An 18,684-nucleotide genomic window follows, 5' to 3' on the forward strand; every position below is an offset into this window, starting at 1 on the left:
GACCGACAACCATCATTAATAATAACGAATTTTCGACAGAAAGGGAAGAATAGCATGATTAAAACAAATGAAATTAAACAAAAAGATGCATTATTAGAAGAAATTACGGACTATGTATTAAATAAAGAGGTTACAAGTGCAGAGGCATTCAGTACGGCTCGCTACGTATTACTTGATACACTTGGATGTGGAATTTTAGCACTACAATACCCAGAGTGTACGAAATTATTAGGACCAGTTGTACCAGGAACAATCGTGCCAAATGGTACACGTGTACCAGGAACATCTTATGTGCTAGATCCAGTAAAAGGCGCATTTAATATCGGATGTATGATCCGTTGGTTAGACTATAACGATACTTGGCTTGCAGCAGAGTGGGGACATCCATCTGATAACTTAGGCGGAATTTTAGCAGTTGCAGATTATATTAGCCGCGTTCGTATTTCAGAAGGAAAAGAACCATTAAAAGTACGTGAAGTACTAGAAATGATGATTAAAGCACATGAAATTCAAGGTGTACTTGCTTTAGAAAACAGTTTAAACCGTGTTGGTCTTGATCACGTATTATACGTAAAAGTAGCGACGACTGCAGTAGTTGCAAAAATGCTTGGCGGAACGCGTGAGGAAATCTTTAATGCATTATCACATGCGTGGATTGATAACTCTAGTCTTCGTACATATCGTCATGCTCCAAATACAGGTTCACGTAAATCATGGGCAGCAGGTGATGCGACGAGCCGCGGTGTTCATCTTGCAATGACTGCATTAAAAGGTGAAATGGGTTACCCAACGGCATTATCTGCACCAGGATGGGGATTCCAAGATGTGTTATTTAACAAGCAAGAATTAAAATTAGCAAGACCGCTAGAATCTTATGTAATGGAAAATGTATTATTCAAAGTGTCATTCCCAGCAGAATTCCATGCACAAACAGCTGCAGAATGTGCAGTGAAATTACATCCGGAACTTAAAGAAAGATTAGATGAAATTGATCGTATTACAATTACAACTCATGAGTCAGCAATTCGTATTATCGATAAAGAAGGTCCATTAAATAACCCAGCTGATCGCGATCATTGCTTACAATACATTACGGCAATAGGTTTATTAAAAGGAGATATCGTTGCGGATGATTATGAGGATGTAGTAGCGAATGATCCACGTGTAGATGAATTACGTAATAAGATGGTTGTTGTTGAAAACAAACAGTACAGTTTAGATTACCTTGACCCGAACAAGCGCTCAATCGCCAACGCTGTTCAAGTTCATTTTAAAGATGGTACTGTAACAGAAAATGTGGAATGTGAATACCCACTTGGCCACCGTTTCCGTAGAGACGAAGCAATTCCAAAAGTTGTTCGGAAATTCACTGCAAATATGGCAGGTCATTATTCTAGTAAGCAACAAGAAAAAATCCATGAAGCTTGTCTAAATGAAGAAAAACTAGAAAATATGAATGTAAACGAATTTGTAGATCTATTCTTAATTTAATAATAGGGGGAATTTAGAATGGCTTGGGTTGTGAATAAACAGTCAACACAAGAGGAGCTTGCGAATCGCTTCCGAGCTTTAGTAGAAGCAAATGAAATTTTGCAAATTCCAGGTGCTCATGATGCAATGGCGGCTCTTGTTGCGAAAAATACAGGTTTTTCAGCTCTATATTTATCGGGAGCTGCTTACACTGCAAGTAAAGGACTACCAGATTTAGGGATCGTGACGTCTACTGAAGTAGCAGAGAGAGCAAGGGATCTAGTTAGAGCTACAGATTTACCAGTTCTTGTTGATATTGATACAGGATTTGGTGGAGTACTAAACGTAGCGAGAACAGCTGTAGAAATGGTGGAAGCGAAAGTTGCGGCTGTTCAAATTGAAGATCAACAATTACCAAAGAAATGTGGACATTTAAATGGTAAGAAACTTGTTACTACAGAAGAATTAGTTCAAAAAATTAAAGCGATTAAAGAAGTTGCGCCAAGTTTATATATTGTAGCACGCACAGATGCTCGCGGCGTGGAAGGATTAGATGCAGCGATTGAAAGAGCGAATGCATATGTAAAAGCAGGGGCAGATGCAATATTCCCAGAAGCGCTTCAATCGGAAGAAGAATTCCGTTTATTTACTAGCAAAGTGAATGCACCTTTACTAGCAAATATGACTGAGTTCGGAAAAACACCATATTATAGTGCAGAGGAATTTGCGAATATGGGCTTCCAAATGGTAATTTATCCTGTAACTTCACTTCGTGTTGCTGCAAAAGCATATGAGAATGTGTTTACGCTAATTAAGGAAACAGGTTCTCAAAAAGATGCACTTTCTAATATGCAAACGAGAAGTGAATTATATGAAACAATTTCATATCATGACTTTGAAGAGTTAGATACTGGAATTGCAAAAACAGTATTATCTGAAGATCAATAGGTAGAAGGATTTAGGCGATGAAAATACATCTTTGGCAAAACGAACTGCTTGATGTGAAAAATCATCGCCTTCTGTTTTCAATAATAAGATATTCCACTCATCGTAGACGAGCATATGCAAAGATCAACGAAGGCCGAAATGATAGGGGGATTCAGATGGAGAAAACGAAGTTACCATGGGATGAATTTTTTTCACTCAATAAAGATGTGAATAATACTTTCTTTACACCAGAAGATTTTTCAGGGGATGAAGATTTAATTGCAAAAACGACAGAACAATTCGTTAAACAAGAAATTGTCCCGCAAATTGAGAATATTGAACAACATAACTATAAAGTTTCTCGTCAATTATTTGAGAAAGCTGGGGAACTTGGATTATTAGGTATTGAGGTACCAGAAGATTATGGCGGATTCGAGTTAGGAAAGGCTGTCTCAGGTCTTGTAGCAGAGAAAATGGGTTACGCGGGTGCATTTAGCGTTTCTTTTAATATACACGCCGGTGTAGGTACATTGCCTTACATATATTATGGAACGAAAGAACAGAAAGAAAAATATTTACCGAAAATCGCATCGGGAGAATGGATTGGGGCTTATGCTTTAACTGAGCCAAATGCTGGTTCTGATGCATTAAGTGCAAAAACGAGTGCAGTATTGAATGAAGATGGTACTGCTTGGAAGTTGAATGGTGAGAAGCAGTGGATTACAAATGCTCATATGGCAGATGTATACGTTGTTTTTGCGAAGACAAATAAAGGAATGACAGCGTTTATTGTCGAAAGAACATGTGAAGGTGTATCAATAGGATTAGAAGAAAAGAAGATGGGGATTAAAGGATCTTCAACAGCGACGCTTATTTTAGAAGATGTTGTCATCCCCGCTGAAAATATTTTAGGGGAAGTTGGGAAAGGGCATCACGTAGCTCTTAATATTCTTAACTTCGCTAGACTAAAACTTGCTTTTGGAAATATTGGAACAGCAAAACAAGCAATCGGTTTATCAGTTCAATATGGAAAAGAGCGAAAACAGTTCCAAACGGAATTAGTAGATTTTACGATGATTCAAGAGAAAATTGCCAATATGATTATTTCTACATATGGAGCAGAAAGTGCAGCTTACCGTACAGCGGGTGTAATTGATGAAGCAATTCATGAGAGTGATGAAGATCTTATGAAAAAAATGTCTCAATTTGCAATTGAATGTGCACTGAATAAAGTAAACGCTTCTGAAACACTTGCTTATATCGTAGATGAAGCTGTACAAATTCATGGTGGTTACGGTTATATGCAAGAATACGAAGTAGAACGATTATATCGTGATGCTAGGATTAGTCGTATTTTTGAAGGAACGAATGAAATTAATAGATTAACAGTTGCAAAAATGTTAATGAAGCAAATCGAGCAAATAGAAGATGCTGAAGTAGAAATTGATGTGGCAAATGTAGAAAGAAACCATCGTTACATTTTATTAGCGAAAAAATTGTTGAAACAATCTTTGAAAACGCTCTCTAAAACTCCAGGTTTAAAAATTGAGCAAGAGCAAGAATATTCACGCGTATTATCAAATATGTTGACGGACGTGTACGTCATGGAATCAGCATTTTTACGTACGAGGAAAGCAGTTAGTAAAAATGGTGAGGAAAAAGAGCGTACGAAGCAAATGATAACAGGTGTTATTTGTGAAGAAGGATATCGTAAAGTAGAAGAAGCTGCGATTTCCATTCTTTCAGCAGCTGTCACAGAAGAACAAAATAGACAAGAAATATTAGCTGAAATCCGTCAATTATTAGTGCCTTTATACTCAAACTTATTTACGAAAAAGAGAGATATTGCGAAAGTTATTATAAATCGCGGGAAATATATTGTGTAAATAGGAGGAAAGCGATATGAAAAAGATTGGTTTTATCGGTTTAGGTAACATGGGTCTTCCAATGTCTAAAAATTTAGTTAATTCTAGCTACACAGTATATGGAGTGGACTTGAATAAAGAGGCGGAAGCTTCCTTTGAAAAAGAAGGAGGAATTATCGGCCTATCAATCTCAAAACTAGCAGAGACATGCGATGTGATTTTTACAAGTTTGCCTTCACCTCGTGCTGTGGAAGCGGTATATTTTGGGGAAGAAGGATTATTTGAAAATAGCCACTCGAATGTAGCTTTAATTGATACAAGTACAGTATCTCCACAATTAAACAAACAATTAGAGGAATCGGCGAAGGAAAAGAAAGTAGACTTTTTAGCAGCACCTGTTAGCGGTGGGGTAATTGGTGCAGAAAACCGTACATTAACGTTTATGGTTGGTGGATCGAAAGAAGTATATGAGAAAACTGAATCTGTCATGGAAGTACTTGGAGCAAATGTTTTCCACGTTAGTGAGCAGATTGATAGTGGTACAACTGTTAAATTAATTAATAATCTATTAATTGGTTTTTATACAGCTGGTGTGAGTGAAGCTTTAACATTAGCGAAAAAGAACAATATGGATTTAGATAAAATGTTTGATATTTTAAATGTAAGTTACGGTCAAAGTAGAATTTATGAGCGTAATTATAAAAGTTTCATTGCATCAGAAAATTATGAGCCAGGCTTTACTGTAAATTTATTAAAGAAAGATTTGGGATTTGCGATAGAGTTAGCTAAAGAAAGTGAACTTCACTTACCAGTAAGTGAGATGCTATTAAACGTATATGAAGAAGCGAGTGAGGCAGGATATGGTGAAAACGATATGGCTGCTTTATATAAGAAAGTTAGCGAACAGTTAATTTCTAATCAAAAATAGTGCACTTATAAAAACCATGATAAAAAAGGAGAGAATATAATGATTACAACTGAAATTAAACGAGTGAAAAATCATATTAATGGAGAATGGGTAGAATCTACTGGTACGGAAGTAGAAGCGGTTCCGAATCCGGCAACTGGAAAAATCATCGCTTACGTTCCACTTTCTCCAAAAGAAGATGTTGAAAAAGCTGTTGAAGCGGCAAAAGCGGCATACAAAACATGGTCTAAAGTGCCAGTTCCAAATCGTTCAAGACAACTATACAAATATCTACAACTGTTACAAGAAAATAAAGATGAGCTTGCAAAAATCATTACGCTAGAAAACGGTAAAACGCTAACGGATGCAACTGGTGAAGTACAGCGTGGTATTGAAGCGGTAGAACTTGCAACATCAGCACCAAATTTAATGATGGGACAAGCTCTTCCGAATATTGCTAGTGGAATTGATGGATCGATTTGGCGCTACCCAATCGGAGTTGTTGCTGGTATTACACCGTTTAACTTCCCGATGATGATTCCATTATGGATGTTCCCACTTGCAATTGCTTGCGGTAATACATTCGTATTAAAAACATCTGAAAGAACGCCACTTTTAGCTGAGCGACTTGTAGAGTTATTCTATGAAGCTGGTTTTCCAAAAGGGGTATTAAATTTAGTACAAGGCGGAAAAGATGTTGTAAATAGTATTTTAGAAAATAAAGATATTCAAGCAGTTTCGTTTGTTGGCTCTGAGCCAGTGGCACGCTACGTATATGAAACTGGTACAAAAAATGGTAAACGTGTACAAGCGTTAGCAGGTGCGAAAAACCATGCGATTGTAATGCCAGATTGCAATCTTGAAAAAACAGTACAAGGTGTAATTGGATCTGCGTTTGCAAGTAGTGGAGAGCGCTGCATGGCATGTTCAGTAGTAGCAGTAGTTGATGAAATTGCTGATGAATTCATTGATGTATTAGTAGCGGAAACGAAGAAGTTAAAAGTAGGTGACGGTTTCAACGAAGATAATTATGTTGGACCATTAATCCGTGAATCTCATAAAGAACGTGTTTTAGGCTATATTAATAGTGGTGTAGCAGATGGAGCAACTTTACTAGTAGATGGCCGTAAAATCAATGAAGAAGTTGGAGAAGGTTACTTTGTTGGTGCAACAATCTTTGATGGTGTAAATCAAGAAATGAAAATTTGGCAAGATGAAATTTTCGCTCCGGTATTAAGTATTGTAAGAGTAAAAGATTTAGAAGAAGGTATTAAGCTGACAAATCAATCGAAATTTGCGAATGGTGCTGTTATTTATACGTCAAATGGAAAACATGCACAAACATTCCGAGACAATATTGATGCTGGTATGATTGGTGTAAACGTTAATGTTCCAGCACCAATGGCATTCTTCGCATTTGCAGGAAACAAAGCTTCATTCTTTGGAGATCTTGGTACAAATGGTACGGATGGCGTTCAATTTTATACACGTAAAAAAGTTGTAACTGAGCGCTGGTTTTAATAAAGTAAAATGATAATGAGTGGGGTGCATTCCCACTCATTATAAAAATAATACAAACGAAAATACACTACTCATAATGGAGTAGTGTATTTTCGTTTGTATTATGTTAACTATTTCTTTCAAAGGCTAATTTAATACCAAACCCAATTAAGACGATTCCTGTAATCCCTTGAATATAACGCTGTGTCTTCGGTTTTTTCATAAAGGCACTAATTTTATCAATTAAAAATATATAAAAAGCAAACCAAATGACTGTTAAAATGAGATAAGTAAGTCCCATAACGAGAAGTTGTATAAATGTATTATGATTTGGATTTAAAAACTGTGGTAAAAAAGTTAAAAAGAAGACTGCAACCTTAGGGTTTAGTAAATTTGTAAGAAACCCTTGGCGAAAGCAAGAAGTATGTTTATTGTCATTATTTATTGGAACGTCATCTGTATTTAAGTCTTCTGTGTTTCTTACTGCTAAAAGGGCTTTAATACCAATATAGACTAAATATACAGCACCAACATATTTAAAAATAGAAAATAAAAGAGCAGATTTTACAATAAGTGCCGAAAGACCAATTACAGCAGCTAAAGTGTGAATTAAAAGCGCAACACAAGTACCAAAAACAGTTTTAACGCCGCCGATTTTGCCGGCAATCAATGTGTTTTTCGTAGCCATTGCTGTATCAGGACCGGGTAGAATAATAAGACATATAGACATAATAATAAACAGAAAAAAATTTTCCATAATGTTATCCGCCTCCTTTTTTTTGTTTTTAGAAAATTCGATTAACGTTAGTTTAACATACATTTTAGTTAAATAAAATTAAATTATATTTAAAATTATTTAACTGAAAAGAAGAGGCCATATAGAGTAGCTGAGGTGTGCTACAATATATGGCCTCTTTGTTTAAGCGTTAAGTAAGTTAAAGAATCGATTTACATCTTCTTCTGAAACATCACTTAATTGTTTATATTTATAATTTGGATTTTGGTCTTTATCAACTACAACGGAGCGTACTCCTTCAAAGAAATCTTCATGTCGCATGAAGTTTTTAGCGAGTATAAGATCTGTCGCGAAACATTCTTCAACTGACTTTTCTTGGCCATCAATAAACTGTTTTAATGTTACCTTTAATGAAACAGGGGATTTGGATAATAGCTTTTCTTTCGTTGTTTGGGCAAATGGACTTTGATCTTTCTCTAACGATTGAATGATTCCCTCAATTGTATCGAATGCAAAATGCGAATTAATTTCTTCTACTGAAGAAGAAAGATTGCCATCTAAGTTTGGAGCAGTTGCAAATGTACGAATAACTTCTTTTAAATGAGTATGTACATCTTCTTTTTTCCAATTTACATTTTCAAGTGCGGTAAGGAAATTTGGTAATGAATCTGATGTCATAAAGTAATCAGCAGCGTTAATATATAATACATCAGGAGCTTTTAAAATAGATGCTGTTAAAGCAACATATCGACCAGTATATCCAGGCGCTTTATTTAAGAAATAAGCAGCACCGACATCAGGGAAGAAACCGATGTTCATTTCAGGCATTGCCCACTTCGTACGCTCTGTTACAATTCGATACGTCGCTCCATTTGTCAGACCGACACCACCGCCCATTACAATTCCATCTAAACAAGCGATAATTGGTTTTTTGTATTGATAAATAAATGTATCAATTTCATATTCTTCTTCAAAAAACTGCTCTGCATGTTGTAATGCAACTTCGTTAGAACGTGCTTCGTATAGCGTTTTAATATCACCACCTGCACAAAAACCTTTCGTCCCAGCTCCTTTTAAAACGATGAGTTCAATACGCTCATCTTGCTCCCATTCTTTAAGTTTTTGCCCAATTGGTTGTAACATGTCATGGGATAAAGAATTAAGTGCTTTTGGACGGTTTAAAGTAATAGATGCAACGCCGTTTTCGCTAACAGAAAATAAAACGTGTTCAGTCATTATAAATCCTCCCTTACTTATCTTTCTATTCTTATTTCTTGATACATGCTGAAATGTCCTCTATAATTTTTGTCTAAATTAGGTGCTTAGTGTTAGTATTTATCGCATATTTTGACGAGTTATATTTGCAGGATTTCAGAGAATGAAGAGGAATATTACAACATTACTGTAAGTGCTATTATTTGAAAATGTCGTGTTGAAGGCGCTATTATATGTATAACTTATATTGAGTTAGTATACGTGGTGTAAATTAAAGAGTGGATGTAGAAAAAGTTAAAAGGCTGAATTATCTAACTTTTAAAGAGCGCGGGGTTTGTATATAATTAGAAATAGAGAAAGGAGAGATCGGAATGCCAGGACCTTTACTATTGTCGGTTATTATTTTGTCATCTCTTATGGTAGGAATTACACAGTATTTTCATCATACAGATACGACAGAAGAAGTGAAGGCTAAGGTACGTCTCGTGTTTCCGATTTTTATAATATCTATTTCCATATGCTTTTTATTAAATAAAGATGGGTATGTTGTGGCCGTATTTGCGTTTTTTGTAGCGATTGTCTTAATAACTGTATTGTACTATGTTATGAAAGAGTACTTACAAAAATAAGGATGCCTGAAAGGGCATTTTTATTTTTGTAGATTAATAATTTCACATACCGTATTTCATATAAAAAAACATAAAATATTTATAATTAAAAAAGTATGTACATCGCGGTGTATTTACTTGTCAATCTTGCATGACCACTATACTATTAAAATGTAGAGATTAGAAAAAAGGGGTTGTATCTAGCATGAAATTTGAGATGCATACAAAAATTATTTCAAATGAAAAAGAAGTAAGATTACATATAGAAGATAATTTATTTCAATTAATTTTAGATGGTTATCATCTATTTACTATTCAAGAAATATTGCCTTTATATAAATCAAACGAAGAAAGAATCGGTAGTGCAATTGTCCAAAAGTTAGAATGGGAGAACGGAAAAACTACACTAAACTATCAGCTTGTTTCACTACAATCAGTAAACTAAAAGGAGAAGGGTAATATGAAGTTTTTTCATACAGCGGATTGGCATTTAGGTAAGCTTGTTCATGGTGTATATATGACTGAAGATCAAAAAATTGTGTTAGATCAGTTTGTACAAGCTGTTGAAGAGGAAAAACCGGATGCTGTAATTATTGCAGGAGATTTATATGACCGAGCAATTCCACCTACAGAAGCAGTAGACTTATTAAATGATGTATTACAAAAGATAGTTATTGATTTACAAACACCAATAATTGCAGTTGCAGGAAACCACGATAGTCCGGACCGCATACATTTTGGTAGTAATTTAATGAAAAAACAAGGATTACATATTGTTGGACAATTCCAGTTTCCATACAATCCTGTTGTTTTAAATGATGAATACGGAGAGGTTCATTTCCATCTCGTTCCGTATGCAGATCCAAGTATTGTTAGACACATATTGAAAAATGAAGATGTTCGTTCTCATGATGATGCGATGCGTATTTTTATGAACGAACTCTCTGAAACGATGGATAAAGAAGCGAGACACATATTTGTAGGACATGCATTTGTAACTTCTTCAGGAGAGGCAGAGGAAAATACGAGTGATGCGGAACGACCACTTTCAATTGGTGGTGCTGAATATGTAAATAGCCATTATTTTGATAAGTTTCATTACACGGCGCTTGGCCATTTACATCAAGCGCATTTTGTACGTAATGAGACAATTCGTTATTCAGGTTCACCACTTGCATATTCTATTTCTGAAGAAAAGCATAAAAAAGGATATTATATTGTGGAACTGGATGAAAAAGGTGAAACAACAATTGAAAAACGTTTACTTACACCACGTCGTAAAATGCGTACAGTAGAAGCGAAAATAGACGATTTATTGCTTCATCCAGTGAGTGAAGATTATGTATTTGTGAAATTATTAGATGAAAATCCTGTCTTGCAGCCAATGGAAAAAATACGTTCTGTATACCCAAATGCAATGCATGTTGAAAGATCTATTCAAAGACGAGAGTCCACAGATGAAAATGAAGTAACTGTTTCAAGACATAAAACGGATGATTTATCTCTTTTAAAAGCATTTTATAAAGAAATGAAAGGGCTAGATTTATCAGAAGAGAAAGAACGTCTATTTTTAGATGTTTTGCAAACAGTGCAAGAACGGGAAGGTGAGCGAGGGTGAGACCGATTCAGCTTATAATGACCGCGTTTGGTCCATATAAACAGAAAGAAGTAATCGATTTTAAAGATCTTGGTGAGCATCGTATTTTCGCTATTTCTGGAAATACAGGAGCTGGAAAGACAACGATTTTTGATGCGATTTGTTATGTATTATATGGAGAGGCTAGTGGAGAAGAGCGCAGTGATACAAACATGCTTCGTAGCCAATTTGCTGATGATGATGTTTATACAAGTGTGGAATTAACTTTTCAATTAAAAGGAAAAAGTTATGAAATTAAACGACAACTGGGCCATAAAAAACAAGGAAATAAAACAATTACAGGACATGCAGTCGAATTATATGAAGTAATTGATGAGGAAAAAGTTCCATGTGTCGATCGTTTTCATGTAACGGATGTAAATAAAAAAGTTGAAGATTTAATTGGATTAAGTAAACATCAATTTAGCCAAATTGTCATGTTACCGCAAGGAGAGTTCCGAAAATTATTAACATCTGAAACGGAAAATAAAGAAGAAATACTACGCCGCATTTTTAAAACAGATCGTTATAAATTAATGCGTGAGATATTAGATCAAAAGCGTAAACAATGGAAAGACGTCTTACAAGAAAAACAAAAAGAACGTGAGCTATATTTCCGTAATGTATTTAAATTACCAATACGTGATGGAGCATTATTAGAGACATTAGTGGAGCAAGAGCATGTAAATACACATCAAGTAGTAGAGGCATTAGAACAAGAAACAATTTGGTACAATGCAGAGGTTGGGCAATTACACTTAGAACAAAATGACAAAACGAAACAATTAAAAGAAGCAGAGGCACGTTTTCATGCAGCAAAAGCTGTAAATGAGAAATTCAAAGATTTAGAACAAAAGAATGAGAAGTACAGTATTTTACAAGAAAACCGTGCCGTAATCGAAATGAAAGAAAAATCTTTTAAACATGCGGAACAGGCGAAGCGATTATTACCATTTGAGCAATGGTATGAGGAAGCGATGCAATATGAACAGCAGTCTGAAAGTTTGTTAAAACAGATAATCGCAAAAAAAGAGCATATAATGAACAGTTTTGCACTTGCTCAGGAGAAATATGAAGCATTAAAGAATAAGGCATCCGAGCGAGAAAATGCTAAAAAACAAGTTCAAAGACTAGAAGAGTTACAGCCAATTATTGCATCATTAGCTGAGAAAAAGTTAAATTTGCAAAATGCTGAAATTCAAATAGGAAAATTAAAAGAAGGTATGCAAAAGTTAGATGAACAACTAGAAGCGCATAAAAATGAAAAACAAAGAATGTCTGGCGAATTACAGCAATTAGAAGCAGCCCTTGAACAATATGTGGCTAAAGTAGAAGAACTAACGAATATGCGAGAAGATGCAAAAGTATTAAAGCAGGCATATGATGTATGGCAAGAAAAACAAAAATACGAGCTAGAAAAAGAAAGTGCGTTTCATAAGATGCAACAGGCAGTTAGTACATATGAAAATATGGAACGCCGCTGGTTAAGTGAACAAGCTGGTATATTAGCTCTTCATTTACATGATGGTGAATCTTGTCCTGTATGTGGTAGTGTGGACCACCCGAAAAAAGCTACAGAGCAAAGTAATGCAATTGATGAAAAAGAGTTAAATGAGCTAAGAGAAAAGAAAAATATTGCGGAAAAATTACATGTTCAATTAGAAGAAAAGTGGAATTTCTACCGAGTTCAATATGAACAAGTGATAGAAGAAGTGCTAAAGCGAGGCTATCGCTCGGAAGAATTAGTAGAAACATATAGTGCGCTCGTTCAAAAAGGAAAGCAATTAGCAGCAGAAGTTAATGCGTTAAAAGCAAGTGAAGAAACGCGTAAGCAAATTGCTGTGAATATAAAAAGCGTAGAAGAAAAAGTAGAAGAACTCCAGAAACAAAAGCGTGAAGTAGAAACTGTGCAGCACCGTACTGAAATGGAGTGTATGCAGCTTCGTACGTCATATGAACATGATAAGCAAAATATTCCGGAAAGCTTGCAAACGGTACAAGCTTGGAAAGTACAGTTTGACCAAGCTCTGCAACAACTTAGGTTAATGGAAGATGAATGGGAGAAAGTACAAGAGGCGTATCAACATTGTCAAAATGAAAATATACGTATTCAAGCAGAACATGATAATGCTTCTAATCAATTTAATAGTGCAAAAGAGAAGAAAGAAGAGACTTTCACACGCTTTATGAAAGAGCTAGAACAAAGCGGATTTACAGATCAATTAACATATAAAGAATCCAAATTAAATGATGCTGAGATGGATAAGTTACAACAAGAAATCCAAAGTTATCACTCATCTCTAGAAGTACTTACAAAACAAATTGAAGAATTAAAAGCAGACTTAAAAGATAAAGAGTATATGGACATTTCTTCATTAGATGAGCAAGTGAAAGAATTGGAAATTAGCCTTGATATTATTAAAGAAAAACGACAACGTGCTCAAAACGCCGTATCATATATTACGGATTTACATGAAAATATTAAACGAATTGATGAACAAATTCATGAGGAAGAAAAAGCATTCCAAGAACTTGTTGATTTATATGAAGTAATGAAAGGGGATAACGATAGTCGTATATCCTTTGAACGTTACATCTTAATTGAGTATTTAGAACAAATTGTTCAAATTGCGAACGAACGACTACGTAAATTATCAAATGGACAATTTTATTTAAAACGAAGCGAACGAGTTGAAAAGAGGAATCGGCAAAGTGGATTAGGATTAGATGTACATGATGCATATACAGGTCAAACCCGAGATGTAAAAACATTATCTGGCGGTGAGAAATTTAACGCATCACTTTGCTTAGCACTTGGAATGGCAGATGTAATTCAAGCGTATGAGGGTGGTATTTCCATCGAAACGATGTTTATCGATGAAGGATTCGGCTCATTAGATGAAGAGTCATTAACGAAAGCAGTTGACGCCCTAATCGACTTGCAAAAATCAGGTCGCTTTATCGGTGTAATTTCACACGTTCAAGAACTGAAAAACGCAATGCCAGCTGTATTAGAAGTAACGAAGCAGAAGGATGGTTGTAGTCAGACTAAGTTTGTGGTGAAGTAACAAGATTTAATTGCTGAAAAATTTAGTGAAATAATAAATAAAGCGCCGTCTCCTTATTGGAGGCGGCGTTTGTATGAAATAAGGAACTATGAGTTATCTGAAGTAGGCGGCGTATGTGATAATCGATTATAAGTTTTAAAAGCAGAAATTGCCGATATAACACCACCCGCTAAAAATAATGCTGATCCACCTACTAATATGATACGACTGACATATGTTTCTCGTGCTTCTTCAACTTCTTCTTGTAACATTGTAGGCATATGATTCCCTCCTTTATAAAAATGTGTTTTGTAATAGTATATACAAACGCCTAACATGTGTTAAAAATGAAGAGGTTGTATGTATAAGCATCTAAGTGAATTTAATATTTAGCTAGTGTTAGTATTAAGTTCAACGCTTCTGCACAAGTTTTAGTAGCTTATATGTCATAATATATCCGTAAAGTTAAATATTCAATAATAATGAATGAAACATTCGTTCATTATTAAGTGTGCGTTTCTTACGCACTCCCCAAAACAAGTGTCTTTATTGTTATTCTTTTGCATCAAAGCCCTCATCACACTACGAAGTATAACAAGAAGGGGATACGAACATGAATAATCGAATTTTAAAACACCTACTAAATATGAAGATGAACAAGAAAAGCCTGGGAGCCGTTGCATTAACGGCTGGAATCATAGGCACGACTCTCATTCCTCAAAATGCATATGCACACAGTTTTGTTGAAAAACCTGGAAGTCGTTCTGCTTTATGTAGCCCCACTTACGGCGCACTGAACGTGAACTGCGGAAGTATTATGTATGAACCTCAAAGTTTAGAAGCGCTCCAAAAGGATTTCCGCAAGTTGGCCCAGTTGATGGGCAGATTGCTTCGGCAGGCGGGAAATTTGGTGGTATTTTGGATCAACAAACAACAGAGCGTTGGTTTAAAAATACGATAACAGGTGGAGAAAATACGTTCACATGGAAGTATACAGCTCCTCACTTAACAAGCAAATGGCATTACTATATTACGAAAAAAGGTTGGAATCCAAATAAAGCGCTAACAAGAGCAGACTTTGAGCCAATTGGAACTGTACAACATGATGGTTCTGCAGCTTTAAACAATTTAAATCACAAAATTAACGTACCTACTGATCGTAGTGGATACCATGTTATTTTAGCGGTATGGGATGTAGCTGATACAGCAAATGCATTCTATAATGTAATTGATGTAAATCTAGTCAATAATGAAAAACCAGACACAGAAGTACCAAGTAATCCAAATGGACTTGAGGCAACAAAAGTTACAGCAAATAGTGTAGAACTAGCATGGACCGCTTCTACAGATAATGTAGGGGTAAAAGGTTATCAGGTCCTACGCAATGGAGAGATTATTGACACAGTACCAGGCACTCATTTTATTGATAAACAATTACAACCAAGTACTGAATACTCTTATACTGTAAAAGCGATTGACACAGCTGGAAATGTATCGAAAGAAAGTACGGCAGTTAAAGTGAAAACATCAGTAGCGATTCTTGATACAAAAGCACCTACACAGCCAAAAGGATTACACAGCATGGGAACGACAGCATCAAGTGTTGATCTGATGTGGAGTCCGTCTGACGATAATGACGGTGTAGACCATTACGATATTTACAGAGAAATATCAGGCGTAATGAAAAAAATTGGAACATCCAGCACTACTTCTCATATGGACAAAAATTTGCTTGCTAATACTACATATAAATATGCGGTGAAAGTTGTTGATGTAGCTGGTAATGAATCAATACAAAGCGATGTATTCACAGTTACCACAAAAACTGAAAGCGCTTCATACGAAGCGTGGAATTCAAAAAAGGCATATAAAAAGGGAGATAGAGTCATGCACGAAGGGAAAGTGTATGAAGCTGTCCAAAATTACCAAGGAAATGGGGATCCAAACTGGATTTATGCTTTATCATTATGGAAAACAGTGTAAGCTTTTACTGGTTTTGAACTAAGGAATGACTGACGGGCTTTGGTGCAATAAAGTAATAATGAGAGTTCACTTTAAAGTTGAAACAAAAAAGACGACATATAAAATGTCGTCTTTTTTGTACGGATTTATTTTTCCTCCTGGTTTTCTACCTTTTCCGTTTTAGAAGCAAATCCGCTTTTAAACCCATCGATAAAATTACAACCACTTAATGAAAATACAAATACACATATAAGACCAACTAAAATACCCTTTTTGTAATTCACTTTAAAACAGCCTCCTAATTATCAATTCGCAAACTATATATTACTATATTCAAATGGTTAATATACATTAAAATTACCTTAAAAATGAATTGTTAAATTATATAGTTGTAGGACATGACGTCATCTTATGAATATTTTTATACAGTAGATATATTTATTACTCATATAGTATTACTTCGAAAAGCAATTGTATTACAAAGAGGTATATCTATACCTCTTCACCATACCACTAGACTGTAAAAATACATAATGTGTGTACCTTTTTGGATAGGTGAAGATATGTAAAAATATGAGGGTGAGAGTGAATGTGATTTTTAACGATTTTAGCTCACAAAAGGCTACGAGGTAAAAATAACTGAAGGAATACTAAAAAAATAATAACCGACGGATTTTCGTTTGAATACTAATGACTTTTACGGATTCATGAACTTGGCTCTTCAGGAAGAGCATTTTTGATAGCTTAATATAGGAGGTAAATAAATTATGAACGTTAACTACGGTAGACATACTATTATTGAAGTTGATTTAAATGCACTGCAACGTAATTTCCAACAGTACAAACAAGCTATTCCATTTGGTACAGCAATTATGACAGTTGTAAAAGCGAATGCCTATGGACACGGGGCAGTTCCGATTGCGAAGGCGGTAATAGAGGCAGGCACAAGTCACTTGGCAGTTGCGTTTGTAGATGAAGGAATTGAACTTAGAGAAGCTGGTATAACTGTACCAATATTAATCTTTGGATACACACCGTATGAAGCGATAGTAGATGCAATTACGTATGATTTAAGCATGACAGTATATACAATCGAGGATTTGCATGCTATAGAAGAGGTTGCTTCACAAATGGAAAAGAATGCGTACATCCATATTAAAATTGACACTGGAATGAGCCGACTTGGTTTACAACTTAATGAAGTCACATTGTTTTTACAAACATTAAAGTGTACAAAATATATTCAGGTTGAAGGAATGTACACGCACTTCGCTTGTGCAGATGAAAGGGATAAAATGTATACTCTCATGCAACAAGAGGTATTTCAAAAAGCCGTAAGCAAAGCAGAAGAGTTACAAATTGTTATTCCATGGATTCATGCCAATAATAGTGCTGCTACAATTGATATGCGAGAAACAAAAGGAAATATGGTCCGCCTTGGAATCGCGTTATACGGTCTCTATCCATCTGCAGATGTCAATCAAGAAGCTATTTCGTTACATCCTATCCTGACATTTAAATCAAAAGTTGCGCATATCAAAAAAGTAAAAAAAGGAAATGGGGTTAGCTATGGAGCAACATATACAGCGACAGGAGAAGAATGGATTGCGACGATACCGGTTGGATATGCGGATGGTGTCAGCAGGCAACTCTCGAATAAAGGGTTTGTATTAATAAAGGGTATGAAAGTTCCTATTATAGGACGTATTTGTATGGACCAGTTAATGTTGGACGTAACAAAAATCATGCCAATACATGTTGGAGATGAAGTGGTCTTTTATGGTAATCAAGGCGAGGAATCAATAAGTGTAGATTGCGTTGCAGATATGTTAAGTACAATTAATTATGAGATTACTTGTATGTTAAGTAGAAGGATACCTCGCATCTATATAAAAGACAATAAGCCAATCGAAATAATAAATGAACTACGAAGAAGTCCTATCAGTTTATGTATAAATGAATGAAGAATCTTCACCATAAATCTATGCTAACTTCACATGCAGCACATATTAAAATTGTATTATGTATATGTACCAAATAAATAAAATAAATAGCATTTCTGTTTTTAATGAAATAAAATCCTGTTATTTCTATATAAGGGTCTGAGTTACATATTGGGTATTGTGGTTTTCTTTAGAAATGGATCTAAAGAAAAAGGAATCGATATAAAAGGGGAATGTCTTATGACAACATATACGAGCGAGATAAAAAAAAGTTTAGTAACTGAAGAAGATGTGGATATTTTAAAAATAATGGCGCATCCAATACGATTACAAATTGTAAATGAATTAAGTGCACGCAAAACTTGTAATGTAACACAATTAACAGAAATATTAAATATTCCTCAATCGACTGTTTCGCAGCATTTATCAAAAATGAAAGGTAAAGTGCTAAGAGCTGAGAGAAGAGGATTAGAAATTTATTATTACATTAATAATTTAAAAGCAAGCAAGATTGTTAGTGTTTTAGGATATGTAAATTAATGAATTGTTATTATACAAAATAGCCTCCGCTGTTAAGCAGGGGCTATTTTGTATTGTTTTATTTATTTGCATTTAAAATTTTATAGTTTTTATGATTTACAATTGTTCGGTCAAATTCAAAAGTACCACCGCTTACATCTGTGACTTCAACTAAGACCGATTCAGTGTATAGTTTTAGTACAGATGCTGTGATCTTTAAGTTATTTCGTTGAAATAGTATAGTATCGCCTACGTTTGCTTTCATAGTACCTCCTTATAAAAGTCAGAAATGTTTGTTTATTATATATATTAAACCACGTATAGATATATTAGTGAATGTTTAGTTTTA

At 35.0% G+C, this 18,684-nt stretch carries 16 protein-coding genes and 1 pseudogene; 12 read left to right on the forward strand and 5 right to left on the reverse strand.

Annotated features, from left to right (window positions below):
• The first annotated feature begins 54 nt into the window (after window positions 1-54).
• The 5 genes from prpD to JFU23_RS27070 all read left to right on the forward strand — a co-directional run bounded on the left by prpD (window position 55) and on the right by JFU23_RS27070 (window position 6,690).
• Window positions 55-1,491, forward strand: a complete 1,437-nt coding sequence (gene prpD, locus JFU23_RS27050; protein WP_002085755.1) for a 2-methylcitrate dehydratase — start codon at window positions 55-57, stop codon at window positions 1,489-1,491.
• Window positions 1,492-1,509: 18 nt separating this feature from the next.
• Window positions 1,510-2,418 (forward strand): methylisocitrate lyase, encoded by a 909-nt coding sequence (gene prpB / locus JFU23_RS27055; RefSeq protein ID WP_002031847.1) that lies wholly within the window; start codon window positions 1,510-1,512, stop codon window positions 2,416-2,418.
• Between the two features lie 155 nt (window positions 2,419-2,573).
• Window positions 2,574-4,283, forward strand: coding sequence for an acyl-CoA dehydrogenase family protein (locus JFU23_RS27060; protein WP_044439787.1), 1,710 nt, complete (start codon window positions 2,574-2,576; stop codon window positions 4,281-4,283).
• Window positions 4,284-4,299: 16 nt separating this feature from the next.
• Window positions 4,300-5,190: an NAD(P)-dependent oxidoreductase gene (locus JFU23_RS27065; RefSeq protein WP_201033152.1), complete on the forward strand. Its 891-nt coding sequence runs from the start codon at window positions 4,300-4,302 to the stop codon at window positions 5,188-5,190.
• A gap of 39 nt (window positions 5,191-5,229) precedes the next feature.
• Window positions 5,230-6,690 (forward strand): CoA-acylating methylmalonate-semialdehyde dehydrogenase, encoded by a 1,461-nt coding sequence (locus JFU23_RS27070; RefSeq protein ID WP_016126890.1) that lies wholly within the window; start codon window positions 5,230-5,232, stop codon window positions 6,688-6,690.
• Window positions 6,691-6,796: 106 nt separating this feature from the next.
• On the opposite strand, the gene JFU23_RS27075 is transcribed toward JFU23_RS27070, so the two are convergent.
• Together JFU23_RS27075 and JFU23_RS27080 are read right to left on the reverse strand one after the other, a co-directional pair.
• Entirely contained in the window at window positions 6,797-7,429 is a 633-nt protein-coding gene (locus JFU23_RS27075; protein WP_100248442.1) for a LysE family translocator, read from the reverse strand.
• Between the two features lie 159 nt (window positions 7,430-7,588).
• Window positions 7,589-8,641 carry an enoyl-CoA hydratase/isomerase family protein gene (locus tag JFU23_RS27080; RefSeq protein WP_201033153.1) on the reverse strand — a complete coding sequence of 351 codons (1,053 nt, stop codon included), beginning with the start codon at window positions 8,639-8,641 and terminating at the stop codon, window positions 7,589-7,591.
• Between the two features lie 350 nt (window positions 8,642-8,991).
• On the opposite strand from JFU23_RS27080, the gene JFU23_RS27085 reads away from it, so the two are divergent.
• The 4 genes from JFU23_RS27085 to JFU23_RS27100 all read left to right on the forward strand — a co-directional run bounded on the left by JFU23_RS27085 (window position 8,992) and on the right by JFU23_RS27100 (window position 13,932).
• Window positions 8,992-9,249 carry a hypothetical protein gene (locus JFU23_RS27085; protein ID WP_002012747.1) on the forward strand — a complete coding sequence of 86 codons (258 nt, stop codon included), beginning with the start codon at window positions 8,992-8,994 and terminating at the stop codon, window positions 9,247-9,249.
• A gap of 184 nt (window positions 9,250-9,433) precedes the next feature.
• On the forward strand, window positions 9,434-9,673 hold the full coding sequence (locus tag JFU23_RS27090) for a DUF2584 family protein (protein WP_002085739.1): 240 nt from the start codon (window positions 9,434-9,436) through the stop codon (window positions 9,671-9,673).
• Between the two features lie 15 nt (window positions 9,674-9,688).
• The gene (locus JFU23_RS27095) at window positions 9,689-10,846 is read left to right on the forward strand and encodes an exonuclease SbcCD subunit D (RefSeq protein ID WP_201033154.1); all 1,158 of its coding nucleotides are present in this window, start codon (window positions 9,689-9,691) and stop codon (window positions 10,844-10,846) included.
• Window positions 10,843-13,932 (forward strand): AAA family ATPase, encoded by a 3,090-nt coding sequence (locus tag JFU23_RS27100; RefSeq protein WP_201033155.1) that lies wholly within the window; start codon window positions 10,843-10,845, stop codon window positions 13,930-13,932. Before JFU23_RS27095 ends, JFU23_RS27100 begins: the two co-directional genes overlap by 4 nt.
• Window positions 13,933-14,018: 86 nt before the next feature.
• On the opposite strand, the gene JFU23_RS27105 is transcribed toward JFU23_RS27100, so the two are convergent.
• The gene (locus JFU23_RS27105) at window positions 14,019-14,192 is read right to left on the reverse strand and encodes a hypothetical protein (protein ID WP_002012755.1); all 174 of its coding nucleotides are present in this window, start codon (window positions 14,190-14,192) and stop codon (window positions 14,019-14,021) included.
• A 332-nt stretch (window positions 14,193-14,524) separates the two neighbouring features.
• Here JFU23_RS27105 and JFU23_RS27110 point away from each other — a divergent pair.
• A pseudogene (locus tag JFU23_RS27110) lies at window positions 14,525-15,894 on the forward strand (lytic polysaccharide monooxygenase).
• A gap of 125 nt (window positions 15,895-16,019) precedes the next feature.
• On the opposite strand, the gene JFU23_RS27115 reads toward JFU23_RS27110, so the two are convergent.
• The gene (locus tag JFU23_RS27115; RefSeq protein WP_002012757.1) at window positions 16,020-16,157 is read right to left on the reverse strand and encodes a hypothetical protein; all 138 of its coding nucleotides are present in this window, start codon (window positions 16,155-16,157) and stop codon (window positions 16,020-16,022) included.
• A gap of 483 nt (window positions 16,158-16,640) precedes the next feature.
• Here JFU23_RS27115 and alr point away from each other — a divergent pair, with 483 nt between their 5' ends.
• Both alr and JFU23_RS27125 read left to right on the forward strand, forming a co-directional pair.
• The gene (gene alr / locus JFU23_RS27120) at window positions 16,641-17,837 is read left to right on the forward strand and encodes an alanine racemase (RefSeq protein WP_201033156.1); all 1,197 of its coding nucleotides are present in this window, start codon (window positions 16,641-16,643) and stop codon (window positions 17,835-17,837) included.
• Between the two features lie 219 nt (window positions 17,838-18,056).
• The gene (locus tag JFU23_RS27125) at window positions 18,057-18,356 is read left to right on the forward strand and encodes an ArsR/SmtB family transcription factor (RefSeq protein WP_002012759.1); all 300 of its coding nucleotides are present in this window, start codon (window positions 18,057-18,059) and stop codon (window positions 18,354-18,356) included.
• Window positions 18,357-18,414: 58 nt separating this feature from the next.
• On the opposite strand, the gene JFU23_RS27130 is transcribed toward JFU23_RS27125, so the two are convergent.
• Window positions 18,415-18,600 carry a YkvS family protein gene (locus tag JFU23_RS27130; protein WP_002012762.1) on the reverse strand — a complete coding sequence of 62 codons (186 nt, stop codon included), beginning with the start codon at window positions 18,598-18,600 and terminating at the stop codon, window positions 18,415-18,417.
• Window positions 18,601-18,684: the final 84 nt, after the last annotated feature.

It is taken from the genome of Bacillus sp. TH50 (genome assembly GCF_016650565.1).
GTDB lineage: Bacteria > Bacillota > Bacilli > Bacillales > Bacillaceae_G > Bacillus_A > Bacillus_A mycoides.